Raw genomic sequence first — 13,682 nt, forward strand, 5'->3', positions numbered from 1 at the left:
ATACATTAATTCAAGAAGTACATTATTCATTAGTATTCACCTGCTTCTTTGCAATTTTTTTATCAAACATATAGTTTCTTATCCCTGCTAAAACTATAGCCATTATAGCCATAGGAAAACTTGCCTTAGCAATATTATAAGCCTCTAGACCATTAACTCCTAATTCTTGGAATGTTCCCATAATCAATAACACTCCTGAAGAAGCAATGAATACATTCTGGCCATAGAAGTTACCATAGTTTTCCATACTATTAGCCAAACTTTTTAATTCTTCATCTAACTCTTTACTAAGTTTACCATTTTTCTCAGCAGCTCCTTTTGCCATTGGATAAACAAGTGGTCTTATAAACTGAACATGTCCTCCTAATCTCAAAGATAATGCAGCAGCTATAGTTCTGATAATTACATAAACTGTTAATACCTTTCCACAAGTAGCCCCTTGTAACATAGCTATACATTTAGCAGCTCTCTCTCTTAAACCATTTCTTTCTAGTAATCCTACTGTTGCTAGAGTTAAAAGTAAGATAGTCATATATCTAGTAGATATAAATGCATTCCCTAAAATACTTAAAATTTCTAAAAAATCAATAGATGACACTAGTCCTGTAGCTATTCCAGCTAGTAAAACAACCATAATAGTATCTAATTTTAAACTAAACCCTATTATAATTAATAGAATACCTATTAATTTAATCATATAAAACCCTCCTAATCATTTATTTGATAAATATCAATTACAATTATATAACAAAACTTCAAAATAGTAAATAGTTGAAATTATAGAAAAATTCATATTTTAATTTTTTCAAAAAGATGCTAGAATGTTATAGTAGGTGATTTTAATTATATTTATAGAGGTTAGTTGGAATGAATAGTAAAAAATTTAAAAAAATAGCTTTGTTAACTTATGAAAATTTTGAAAGTGAAATTCAAAATATACTACTAAATAGCAATGTAGAATATCTAGTTATGCTTCATTTTACTTCTAATATGACTAAGAATACTATCTTATTAGAGAATACTAAAAAATATTTTTTTAATAGTTTAAAGGATATCTATATGAAAAATATTGTGATTATCTCACAAAAAGAGTATTTGGCAAATGATATCTGTGTAAAAGGAATAATTGTTCCAAAGGATATGCTGAGCTTTGATTATTTTAAATTTACTTTAGTCTATGAAAATACAAATTATAGTAGCATAGATGACTTTTTAAAAGAGAATGCCTCTAAATTTAATTACAATTTAGATCTATATAACGAAAATTCCTCTTGGATATATTTTCAAAATAAAACAGGTATTCTAATTATAAATAAGGATACGAAAAATGAGATTTTAAAAAATTATCATAAGGTTAAATTTTTTACTCCAGAGATCATATTAGCTGTACTTGGTGAGGGATATGATGAAGAGATAATAAAATTATTAAAATTAATTGGTGCAGATGCCCATATAACTATAGGCTTTATCAATAAAATGGCAATTCCCTATACCAAAAGAACAGATAGTTACTTCTTTATTGAAGATAGCAACTTTGAGCAACTAGGTAGGGAGTTTATCAATGAGTTTCTAAATTTAAAGAGCTATCCCAATGGTATAGTGGAGTTAAAAAACTTTTTAAATATTCCAGATAAAAATTTTGAAGCTGATATGAACTATGATGAAGAGAGAGAGATCAATAAAAAAGAGATAAAATATTATAGCTTAAAATTAAAAAATGGTGACTCATTAAAGAAAGAGTTACTCTTAAATAATAATGAATTAATTTTTAATACAGGGTTGGCGAAAAAATATCTATTAAAAAAATTATAGATAAAATAACTCTATTCAATATAAAAAAACTTCAAGAGTTAAATAAATAACCCTTGAAGTTTTTTATCGATTAATCTTTTTTTCTATTGGCAATAATTTTTTGTGCTAAAACATCAGGTACTTCCTCATATCTAGAGAATTCAAATGAAAACTCTCCTCTTCCCTGTGTCATAGCTCGTAGATCTAAAGCATAGTTTAATACTTCAACTTGAGGAGCTTCAACATTCAATATGTGTTCCCCATAGCTATTGTGATCCATACCTAATATTCTACCTCTACGTTTATTCATATCTCCCATTACATCTCCAAGATAGATCTCTGGAATAGTAATCTTCATTGAGATAATAGGTTCTAATAACACTGGTTTAGCCTCTTCAATTCCCTTTTTAAAAGCTAAAATCGCAGCTTGTTTAAATGAGATCTCATTGGAATCAACTGGGTGATAAGAACCATCATAAAGAGTAGCCTTAAAGTTAATTACTGGATAACCAGCAAGAGTTCCCTTCTCTTTGGCTTCTAACAATCCTTTTTCAACTGCAGGAATAAATGATTTAGGAACAACTCCACCATGGATATCATCTATAAACTCAAACTCTTTATCACAGTGTTCAAACTTGATAAATACATCTCCATATTGCCCAGCTCCACCAGATTGTTTTTTATGTTTTCCTTGGACAGATGAGCTTCCTTTTATAGTCTCTCTATATGATACAATAGGATCATTTAGTACAGCATGTACACCAAACTTATTTTTTATTTTACATATGATTATGTATAGATGCTTTTCTCCCTGTCCACCAATTAGTAGTTGCTTAGTTTCATGGTTTCTATATACTTTAAATGTAGGATCTTCTTCCATCATTTTTTGTAAACAAGTACTTAATTTCTCATCATCTGCTTTTTCTGCAGGTTCAACACCTGAATAAAAACAAGCTCTTGGGAACTCAATCTGTGGATATTCAATAGGATTATCCTTGTCACATAGAGTATCTCCTGTTTGCGTATATTGAAGTTTTGTAGTAGCTCCAATATCTCCAGCTGTAATTTCAAGAGCATCTTCCTGTTTATTTCCTCTCAAGAAAAATATTTGAGATATCTTCTCTTTCTTATTCTTATTGATATTTAGAACTTCCATATCTTTCTTCAATACACCAGAATTAACTTTAAATAGAGTGATCTTTCCAATAAATGGATCCACTAATGTTTTGAAAACAGTAGCAGAGAATGGCTCAGCTTTATCAACCTTTCTAAAGCACTCTTCTCCTGCTGGATTTTTACCTACTCTTACTCCATCAAACATCTCATTAGGTAGTGGCATATAGTCATTTATCATTTTGAAAAGGGTATGTATTCCAATTCCCTGTATAGCAGATCCAACTATTACAGGAACGACATCTCCATTTACAACTCCTTTATGTAATCCTCTTTTGATCTCTTCTATAGTAAACTCTTCTCCATTGAAATATTTATCCATCAACTCTTCATCAGTCTCAGCAACAGCTTCCATCAAAAGATTTCTAACTTCAGAAACATCCATAAAATCAGGGATAGGTCTATCTTCACACTCTCTTCCATTAAATATTCTACTTTTCATTTCTATAATATTGACAAAACCTTTAAACTCCTCTTTCTCTCCTATTGGGACACAGAAAGGAGCTATTTTCTTTCCAAACTTCTCTTTTAATTCATAAAGTAACTTTTCATAGTTGATATATCCTTTATCCATCTTATTTAGATAGATAATTCTTGGTTGCTTTTTCTCTTCCAAAATTCTCCAAGCTTTTTCAGCACCAACCTCAACTCCTGATGTAGCATCTAAAACAATAACAGAACTACCAGATACTCTAACAGCAGATTCAACCTCTCCAACAAAATCGAAATATCCTGGAGTATCTAAAAAATTATATTTTCCCTCTCCATACTCAATAGGAATAACAGAAGTATTGATAGAAAAGACTCTTCTAATTTCCTCTTTATCATAATCAGACACAGTATTTCCATCTTCAACACTCCCCATCTTATTGATAGTCTTTGAGATGTATAGTAGAGCTTCAGTAAGAGTAGTTTTACCACTACCTCTATGTCCTAAAAGTGAGATATTTCTTATCTTTGCAATTTCATAATTCTTCATAGTAACGCCCTCCTGATTTTATTGTAGTTGAGTTCTGTATCTCAATACTTGTATATAGCTGATAAAGTGCAATAAGTCAAGAGGGGAAATTAAAAATTAATTATATTTTATTAAAAAATATGGAGATAACAACTCATCAAGAATTGGTTCAATACCTAGATACTCTTTAAATGTTCTATATTCATTATATTTTTTCTCTAGGCTCTCCTTTGATACCTTCTCCTTTATGGCTTTTATCAATATATTTTTAGGAGTATGCTCCATATCTATAAACTCCATAACTTGAGTTCTAAATCCACAAAGTTCTAAAGCTTGGGCTCTAAAGGCATCAGTAGCTAGAGAGGTAAATTTTTCAAATAGTATACCATGTTTACCTATTGTATTCTCCTTTAGGAAGAAATTTGAGTTTTTATTTTTACTCATCTTCTCATTAAATTCATGTTGGCAACAAGGTACAGCAAGAATTGCCTTTGCTCCCAATTCTAACCCCTTTAATAGAGCGTAATCAGTAGCATTATTACAAGCGTGTAATGAAAATATTAGATCAACATTTTGAAGTTTGTCAAAATCCTTAATATTTCCTGTTAAAAACTCTAAATTATCACACTCTAATTCATTGGCAATTCTATTACACTTGTCCATTACATCTTTTTTTAGATCTAACCCTATGATCTCATAGGTAAAATCCTTAATATTTTTTAGATAGTGATGTAGAGCAAATGTCAAATAAGATTTCCCACAACCAAAATCTACTACTTTAATATGTGTATCAATTAATTTTTTTGACTGCATCTCTCTTATTGTATCATCAATGAATTCAAGATATTTATTGATCTGTCTAAATTTATCATATGAGTTTTTAAAAACCTTTCCATCTTCCCCCATTACACCTAGTTTTATAAGGAAAGGAACTGGCTTCCCATCTTCAATTATATATTGCTTCTTTTTATTATGCTCCAATGATACAAGGTTTTTACTATTTTTACTCTCTTTTATATTGTAGTCACTTTTTCCTTTTAGGATTTGGTAATCTGCACCTTGTGAAACAATTAGAATTTGTTTAAACTCTTCCAATATTTGAGAGAATTTAGGTAAAAATTCGCAATAACAGATATTTTCGTGATAAGCTTTATTATCTTTAAAACTTTCTAATTGTATAAATATCTCATCTTTTATGAGAATAGGTTTTAAATTTATTTTTTTAATTTTATATTTTTTATCCACAGGATTTGAAACTGTAGCTTTTATAAAACTATTTTTTTCTACTAAATCCTTTAATAGATTTTCAATATATGCTCTATCTTTTTTCATTCTTCTACCACCTCAATTATACTTATATTATATCTTAACATAGGGAATAAAAGTTGTCTATGTTTTATAGAAAATTTCTTGACAAACTAAGTAATCTATGATAAATTTTAAATATAGGGTATAGGGGTATAAAGTATAAAGAAGAGAGGACGATAATAATGACAAAAGTAGAATATGAAGTTAAGAATCTTGATTGTGCTGGTTGTGCAGGTAAGATTCAGCATAAAGCTAGTACAATGGCTGGTGTTTTAAATGCTAATTTAGATCTTTATAAAAAAAGATTTGTATTGGAGATTGATGATCTCTTTGAAGAGGAGTTATTTCTACATCAGATCAATTACTTTGCTGATTCAATAGAGCCAGGAACAGAGATATTAAAGATGGCAGAGTATGATGAGGAAGAGGAGCTAAAGAGAAGAAAAGAGGAGGAAAGAAAAGCAGAGCTACAGGAGAAAAGAGAGAAGATAGCTCTAATTGCTGGAGGAACTCTTTTTATTGGAGCTATACTTTTAGGTAATCTATCAATACAGTTAAAACTAATACTATCTATTATAGCCTATATAATTTTAGGTGGAGATGTAGTTTTAAAATCTTTTAAGAATATAACTAAAGGAAACCTAATGGATGAAAACTTCTTGATGACAATAGCCACATTTGGAGCTTTCTATATAGGAGAACATACAGAGGCTGTTGGAGTTATGCTTTTTTACAAGATAGGGGAGTATTTCCAAGATAAAGCTGTTGCAAATTCAAGAAAATCAATTGAAAAATTATTGGATATAAGACCAGATTATGCAAACCTTAAAAATGAAAAGGGTGAAGTTGTAGTAATCTCACCTAAGAAGTTAAAAAAAGGTGATATTATAGTTATAAAAGCTGGAGAAAAAATCCCTGTTGATGGAGTTATTATAAAAGGAGAGAGTACATTGAATACTTCAGCTCTTACTGGTGAATCACTTCCAGTAGAGGTAGGAGTAAATAGTGAAATCTTAAGTGGTAGTATCAATGGTTCAGGTGTATTAGAAGTAAGAGTAAATAAGATATTTGCTGATTCAACTATCAGTAAAATTATCTCAATGGTAGAAGATGCAAGTAATAAGAAGGCTGAATCAGAGAAGTTTATTACAAAGTTTGCTAGATATTACACTCCAATTGTTGTTATCTCTGCTATTGTAGTAGGAGCTATTCTTCCACTATTTTTAGGAAACTTTAATACTTGGTTTGGAAGAGCGTTGATATTTTTAGTTATCTCTTGTCCATGTGCCTTAGTATTATCTGTACCACTTACTTTCTTTAGTAGTATTGGTTTATCATCAAAATATGGTATCTTAGTAAAGGGAGGGAACTATTTAGAGGCACTAACAGATGTAGAAGCTGTTGTATTTGATAAGACAGGGACTTTAACAAAGGGAAAATTCAAAATAGATAAAATTGAGAGTGAAAATTATTCAGAAAAAGAGTTGTTAAAGGTAGCACAAATTGGAGAGTATTATTCAACACACCCAATAGGAAAAACTATTCTAGCACAACTAGATGATGATATTGATGAAGCATATATTGAAGGATATAAAGAGATGAGTGGTTTCGGTGTAATTGCTTACTATGATGGTAAAGAGATATTAGTTGGAAATCATAAGTTGATGAGAGAGTATAATATTAAAGCTGATGAGAGAGAGTATCCAGGTACTGTTATCTATATAGCACAAGATGGAGAGTTTTTAGGATATATCTATATCTCTGATGAGATAAAAGAGGATTCTGAAAAGACTATTAAAGAGCTTTCTAGATTAAAAATAGATAGCTATATGTTAACTGGTGATAGTAAAAAGATTGGTGAAATGGTTGGAGAAAAGATAGGAATGAAGAGAGAAAATATTTTCACACATCTTTTACCACAGGATAAGGTAAGTAAACTTCAAGAGATCATAAAGAGATCTAAGAAGAAAGTTATATTTGTTGGAGATGGAATAAATGATGCACCTGTTCTTTCAATAGCTGATATAGGGGTAGCTATGGGAGGAGTTGGAAGTGATCTAGCTGTAGAGACTGCAGATGTTGTTATAATGAAAGATGAACCTTCTAAAATAGTAGAACTTTTAAAGATTGCCAATATTAATAAAAAGGTAGTTATTCAAAATATAGTTTTTGCACTTGGAATAAAAATCTTAGTTATGATATTAGGTGTTTTAGGATTTGCTAATATGTGGATGGCTATATTCTCAGATGTAGGTGTTTCTCTTCTAGCTGTATTAAATGCTTCTTTGGGAGTAAAGAGATATATGAAATAAAAAAAAGCTGATAGAAAATTTTCTATCAGCTTTTTAAATATCTATTTTCTTTCTAATTTAAATCCAGCCAATTTATTAACTATTATTGCAATAGCACCATCACCAGTAACATTACAAGCAGTACCAAAACTATCTTGAGTTAGATATAGAGCTATCATAAGAGAAGTCAGCTCTGGACCAAATCCTAACATACTTTCTAACAATCCAAGAGCAGCCATTACAGCTCCACCAGGAACTCCAGGGGCAGCTACCATTGTAACACCTAACATTAGAATAAATCCAAACATTCCAGAGAAAGTTATTGGCATACCATTTAACATCATTACTGCCATAGAACAACTTACTAAAGTGATAGTACTTCCTGATAAGTGTATAGTAGCACATAGTGGAATAGTGAAATCTGCTATACCATCATTTACTCCATTAGCTTTTGTTTGATTTAAAGTAACAGGAATAGTTGCTGCAGATGATTGAGTACCAATAGCTGTAAAGTATGCTGGTAACATTCTTCTTATTAGTACAATTGGATTTCCTCCTGCCAAGCTTCCAGCTATTGTATATTGTACTAATAGAATTACATAGTGAAGTACGATTATAATACCAAATACTTTTGCAAATACAGACATTATTTTTACAATCTCACCGGCATATGTCATATTAGCAAATATACCAGCTATATATAGTGGTAAGAATGGAATTATTATCTTAGTAATTATCCCTTCTACTATTGTTTGTATCTCATTCATAAAGTTTTTAATAGTGTTTCCCTCAACTATTGCTATACCAATCCCTAAAATAAATGCCATTAAAAGAGCTGTCATAACTCCCATAATAGGTGGCATATCTACACTTATATATCCTTTTAATAGTCCAGCTTCTGGGTTATTTCCAGATATCATATCTCCAGCTTTAGGTAAAATTTTTGTCAATAAAACAGAGTTAGTAAAATATGCTAAGCTTCCAGCTATAATTGTAGATCCATAAGCAAGAACTGTAGTAATTCCTAATAGTTTTCCAGCTTTTTTCCCTAAATCTCCAATTCCTGGGGCAACAAATCCTAAGATAATTAATGGAATTACAAATTGTAAAAAGTTACCAAAAATACCATTAAAAGTTACCATAATTCTCAAAAGAGGAACGTTACCAACTTTTCCTAAAATAATACCAACTATTAACCCTAATATAAGTCTTGGTAGTAAACCTAATTTTTTCATACCCTTCCACTCCTTCTTATTACGTTATGTGCAAATAATAGTTTAACTTATTTGAGATCATAATATTCAATTTCTAGAAATTTAGTTTGTAATTATAACATCCGATCGAGTAAGCTAATTATACTATTATTTTTTTATTAAGTCAACTACTAGACCTATAATTTTTAAAAAAAATTTACTTTTATATAAATAAATTCATTTTTTTAGAATCTAATCATCAAATTTTTGGTATTTTTTTACCTAAGCTCCTAGATAAGCTTTCTTTACATTGACATCATTCAATAGATCTTCTGATTTTCCCTCTATTGTAATTTTTCCTGTTTCAATAACATAGGCATAGTCAGCTACAGATAAAGCCATTTTAGCATTTTGCTCTACCAATAATATAGTTACTCCAGCTTCTTTTAATTTTTTTATTACAGAGAAGATCTCTTTAACAAATAGAGGGGAAAGTCCCATAGAGGGTTCATCTAAAATTAGTAGTTTGGGTCTGCTCATAAGAGCCCTTCCCATAGCTAACATCTGTTGTTCTCCACCAGATAGTGTTCCAGCTAGTTGATTTTTTCTCTCTGCCATTCTTGGAAATACCTCATAAAATTTAGCTCTATCTCTCTCAAGATTCTCTGGGGTGTCATTAACTGTAAAGGCTCCCAATTTTAAATTATCTTTAACAGGAAGTTTTGCAAAGACTCTTCTCCCTTCAGGCACTTGTGCAATTCCCATTTGGCAAATTTTATGACATTCTACCTTAGTTATCTCCTTCCCTTCAAACTTGATTTTTCCCTCTCTTGATTGAATAAGACCAGATATAGTTTGTAGAGTAGTTGTTTTCCCAGCTCCATTTGCTCCTATAAGAGAAACAACCTCTCCCTTTTTAACTTTTAACGAGATTCCTTTTAAAGCGTGAATATTATCATAATAAACATGTAAATTTTCAACTTCAAGCATTAAATCTTTCTCCATTATACTTCCTCCTCAAATTCATCACTATCTTTTCCTAAGTATGCAGTTACAACTGCTGGATCATTTACAACTGTCTGTGGATCTCCACTTGCTATGATTGTTCCATGATCTAGAACTATCAATCTTTCACAGATACCCAATACCAACTTCATATCGTGTTCAATTAAAAGAATAGCAATTCCAAACTTATCTCTTATCAATTTAATTGTATTCATAAGCTCATCTGTTTCTGTTGGATTCATCCCAGCAGCTGGTTCATCTAAAAGTAAGACCTTTGGATTTGTAGCCATAGCACGAGCTATCTCTAATTTTCTCTGTTGTCCATATGGAAGGCTTCCTGCAGGATGGTCTGCATACTTATCTAAATCGAAAATCTTTAAAAGTTTAAGAGCTTTTTTCCTAGCTATTTTCTCTTCTCTCCAAAATCTCATTAGACGAAAGATTCCTGTAAATACTCCATACTTCATATTGAAATTATTAGCAACTAAAACATTTTCTAGTACACTCATATTTTTAAAAAGTCTGATATTTTGGAATGTTCTAGCTAACCCTTTTCTCACTAATTTATGAGTAGGTGTTTTCTTAACTATCTCTCCATTAAAAGTATATGTTCCAGAAGTAGCTGAATACACTCCTGTCAAAATATTAAAAACTGTTGTCTTTCCAGCTCCATTTGGACCAATAAGTCCAACTAGCTCCTTCTCCCTCAACTCTAAATTAAAATCACTTACAGCTCTTAAAGCTCCAAAATTTATGTTAATATCTTTAGCATGTAGAATTCTATTTTTCATTTGTTGTCCCCCTTCTAGTAATAAATCTCTCAACAAACTTTGAAATTCTAAACTCCTTACGTCCCAATAATCCAGTTGGACGGAAAATCATTGTCAATATCAATAGTAGAGAGTAAACAATCATACGATAATCAGAAAACTCTCTTAAAGCTTCTGGCAATATAGTTAAGACAATAGCTGAAAGAATAGATCCTGTAAAGCTTCCCATTCCTCCCAATACCACCATAACCAATATATTTATAGAGTAGTTAAAATCAAACTGTCTAGCTCCTAAGATTCCAAGGTTATGAGCATATATTCCACCAGCAATTCCAGCGAAAACAGCTGAAACTGTAAAAGCAAACGTCTTATAATAAGTTGTGTTAATTCCTGAAGCTCCACTGGCAATCTCATCATCTCTAATAGCAAGTATAGCTCTTCCGTGACGACTTGTCATCAATGAGAACATCATCATTACACAGATAACCATAACAATGTAGATGATACCAAACTTATTAAAACGAGGGATTCCTCTAAGTCCCTGTGCTCCACCAGTAAAATTAAAATACTCTATTAAAACTCTGATAATCTCTCCAAAAGCAAGTGTTATAATTGCAAGATAGTCACCATTAAGTCTCAAAGCTGGGATTCCAATTATAATTCCAACTATACCTGCTACAATACCACCAAGTATTAGAGCTACCAAATACCCAGGTAATCCGTCTAACAATCCTGTCTTAGCAAAAAGAGCTGCTGCATAGGCACCTATTGACATAAATCCAGCATGTCCAATTGTAATCTGTCCAAGACAACCAACTGTTATATTCAAACTAACTGCTAAAATTATATTTATACAGATAAAAATCATAACTGTACTTTGATATCTTGAGATAACTCCATTACTTATTAATGTAGTTAGAAAAAAATATCCAATTACTACCAATACTAAAGTTAAAATATAACTCCATTTTTTTGTTCTATCCATTGTTCTCCCCCTAAACTTTCTCTTTTAAATTCTTTCCAAACAATCCTGTAGGCTTAACTAATAAAACAACAATTAAGATCATAAATACAAAGGCATCAGCTAACTGAGATGATAGATAAGCTCTTGTTAAACTTTCTACTACTCCCAAAATGAATCCTCCTACAACAGCTCCAGGAAGAATTCCAATACCACCAAGAACAGCAGCAATAAAAGCTTTTATTCCAAGCATTGATCCCATAAGTGGCTGAACTTGTGGATAAGCTGATACATACAGTACTGAAGCAATAGCAGCTAGTCCACTACCAATAGCAAAAGTAAGTTGGATAGTACTATTTACATTTATTCCTACAAGTTTAGCTGCTCCATAATCTTCACTAGTAGCTAACATTGCCTTTCCATATTTTGTTTTTTTCATAAAATACTGTAATCCAACAGATAGAATTAGAGTTACTACAATTGTGACAACTGTACCATAGTTTAGATAAAGTTCTCCAAATCTAATAGGTTCTTGTGTAAAAACTTTAGGGAAAGCTCTAGTATTTGGAGTGAAAATCTTCATAAAAAGATTTTCTAATAATAGGCTTACTCCTATGGCTGTGATTAAGTTAGAGATTCTTGGTGAATTTCTAAGTGGTCTATAAGCAATTCTCTCTGTTAACATTCCCAATACAACACATATAACAATAGCAGGTACTACTGTAAGCCACACGGGTAATCCCATTCTTGTAAAAACTGGAATACTAAATAGAGAAACATATGCTCCTACCATAATGATATCACCATGAGCAAAGTTGATAAGTTGTGCTATTCCATAAACCATAGTATACCCAAGTGATACTAGTGCATAAATACTTCCTATTTGTAAACCGTTGATAATTTGCATCATAAATTCCATTTTTTCTCTCCTCTCAAGATCTACTTGGGGAACTTAGAGTTAAACTCCAGTTCCCTCAAGCTTTTTTTATTTTTAGTTTGGTTGAATTACAGAATCAAAAGTATATTTACCATTAACAATTTTTAAAACTGTAACTGCTTTAACTGGATTATTTTTATCATCAAATTTAAGGTGTCCTGTAACTCCATCAAAATCACTCTCTTTAATTGCTTTAATAATAGCATCTTTATCAGTTGATCCAGCTTTTTCAATTGCATCTTTCATTAGATAAGCAGCATCATATGATAAGGCAGAGAAAGATGATGGATCTTCATTGTACTTTTCTCTATATGCTTTTAAGAATTTTTGGACTTTTTCACTAGGATCATCTAATGAGTAGTGGTTAGTGAAGTAACTATTTTCAATAGCTCCGTATGCTGAAGGATCTAATGCTTTTGCCACACCATCCCAACCATCTGGCCCAATTAGAGTTGCTGTAAGTCCAACCTCTCTAGCCTGTGTTGAGATAAGTGCTGCTTGTTCATAGTAATCTGGAATAAGTAGTACATCTGGATTTGTTGCTGCAACCTTAGTAAGTTGTGCTCTAAAATCTTTATCTCCCTCTGCATATCCCTCTTTAGCAACAATATTTAATCCTAGTCTTTTAGCTTCTTCAACAAAAGCTTTTGTTACCCCATCTGAGTGGTCACTAGAGTTATTTACTAAGATAGCAACCGTATTAGCACCTAAATTATTTTTAGCTAAGTTTGCTAAGATAACTCCTTGATATGGGTCAGTAAAACAGATACGGAATACATTAGAACCAGCTTCTGTAATATTGAATTGTGTCCCTGTTGGAGTGATCATTGGCATATTATCTTGAGCAGCAACTTCTGCAATTGCAAGTGTAGGTTTTGATGGAGCATCTCCAATAAAGGCTACAATTCCTTCATCAACTAATCTATTATAAGCTGTAATCGCTTCTGTTGAATCTCCCTTTGAGTCTAAAACCATAAACTCTACTTGTTTTCCTAAGATTCCTCCATTTTTATTAATCTCTTCCATGGCTAACTTTGCACCATTTGTTGCTGTAACTCCATAGATAGCTACTGGTCCTGTCAATGGTGATGTAGAACCAATTTTTAATGTTTCGCTCTCTTTTGGAGCTGTAGTTGTCTCCTTTTCTCCTCCACAAGCTGTGATCAGTAGTGATAGTCCTAGAAGCATTGTTGTTAATTTTTTCATTTTGAATCCCCCTTATAATCTTAATTAATTTTTATTTTTGTCTGTTAAAAAAGTATATTTGTTATTAATAATTGTACAATTTTTTTAGT

General features: G+C 31.3%; 11 protein-coding genes. 2 read left to right on the top strand and 9 right to left on the bottom strand.

From position 1 onward, the window contains the following. Nucleotides 1-22 precede the first annotated feature (22 nt). A complete protein-coding gene (locus QZ286_RS01340; protein ID WP_291255177.1) occupies nt 23-697 on the bottom strand; it encodes a DUF969 domain-containing protein in 675 nt (224 codons plus the stop codon). Between the two features lie 170 nt (nt 698-867). On the opposite strand from QZ286_RS01340, the gene QZ286_RS01345 reads away from it, so the two are divergent. Further along, nucleotides 868-1,812, top strand: a complete 945-nt coding sequence (locus tag QZ286_RS01345) for a hypothetical protein (protein ID WP_291255178.1) — start codon at nt 868-870, stop codon at nt 1,810-1,812. A gap of 70 nt (nt 1,813-1,882) precedes the next feature. Here QZ286_RS01345 and fusA read toward each other — a convergent pair whose 3' ends face one another. Both fusA and QZ286_RS01355 read right to left on the bottom strand, forming a co-directional pair. Next, nucleotides 1,883-3,943 carry an elongation factor G gene (gene fusA, locus QZ286_RS01350; protein ID WP_291255179.1) on the bottom strand — a complete coding sequence of 687 codons (2,061 nt, stop codon included), beginning with the start codon at nt 3,941-3,943 and terminating at the stop codon, nt 1,883-1,885. 96 nt (nt 3,944-4,039) lie between these two features. Continuing rightward, nucleotides 4,040-5,254, bottom strand: a complete 1,215-nt coding sequence (locus tag QZ286_RS01355; protein WP_291255180.1) for an SAM-dependent methyltransferase — start codon at nt 5,252-5,254, stop codon at nt 4,040-4,042. Between the two features lie 158 nt (nt 5,255-5,412). Here QZ286_RS01355 and QZ286_RS01360 point away from each other — a divergent pair, with 158 nt between their 5' ends. Further along, nucleotides 5,413-7,542, top strand: a complete 2,130-nt coding sequence (locus QZ286_RS01360) for a heavy metal translocating P-type ATPase (protein ID WP_291255181.1) — start codon at nt 5,413-5,415, stop codon at nt 7,540-7,542. 41 nt (nt 7,543-7,583) lie between these two features. On the opposite strand, the gene QZ286_RS01365 is transcribed toward QZ286_RS01360, so the two are convergent. The 6 genes from QZ286_RS01365 to QZ286_RS01390 form a co-directional block, all read right to left on the bottom strand. After that, entirely contained in the window at nt 7,584-8,756 is a 1,173-nt protein-coding gene (locus QZ286_RS01365; protein ID WP_291255182.1) for a dicarboxylate/amino acid:cation symporter, read from the bottom strand. Between the two features lie 240 nt (nt 8,757-8,996). Next, nucleotides 8,997-9,719: an ABC transporter ATP-binding protein gene (locus QZ286_RS01370; RefSeq protein WP_291255183.1), complete on the bottom strand. Its 723-nt coding sequence runs from the start codon at nt 9,717-9,719 to the stop codon at nt 8,997-8,999. Beyond that, nucleotides 9,719-10,510: an ABC transporter ATP-binding protein gene (locus QZ286_RS01375; RefSeq protein ID WP_291255184.1), complete on the bottom strand. Its 792-nt coding sequence runs from the start codon at nt 10,508-10,510 to the stop codon at nt 9,719-9,721. Before QZ286_RS01375 ends, QZ286_RS01370 begins: the two co-directional genes overlap by 1 nt. After that, nucleotides 10,500-11,474, bottom strand: a complete 975-nt coding sequence (locus tag QZ286_RS01380; protein WP_291255185.1) for a branched-chain amino acid ABC transporter permease — start codon at nt 11,472-11,474, stop codon at nt 10,500-10,502. Before QZ286_RS01380 ends, QZ286_RS01375 begins: the two co-directional genes overlap by 11 nt. Before the next feature lie 10 nt (nt 11,475-11,484). Next, nucleotides 11,485-12,369, bottom strand: coding sequence for a branched-chain amino acid ABC transporter permease (locus QZ286_RS01385; RefSeq protein ID WP_291255186.1), 885 nt, complete (start codon nt 12,367-12,369; stop codon nt 11,485-11,487). Between the two features lie 72 nt (nt 12,370-12,441). Then, nucleotides 12,442-13,593 (bottom strand): ABC transporter substrate-binding protein, encoded by a 1,152-nt coding sequence (locus QZ286_RS01390; RefSeq protein WP_291255187.1) that lies wholly within the window; start codon nt 13,591-13,593, stop codon nt 12,442-12,444. Between the last annotated feature and the right edge of the window lie 89 nt (nt 13,594-13,682).

Source organism: Fusobacterium sp. (assembly GCF_019012925.1).
GTDB lineage: Bacteria > Fusobacteriota > Fusobacteriia > Fusobacteriales > Fusobacteriaceae > Fusobacterium_A.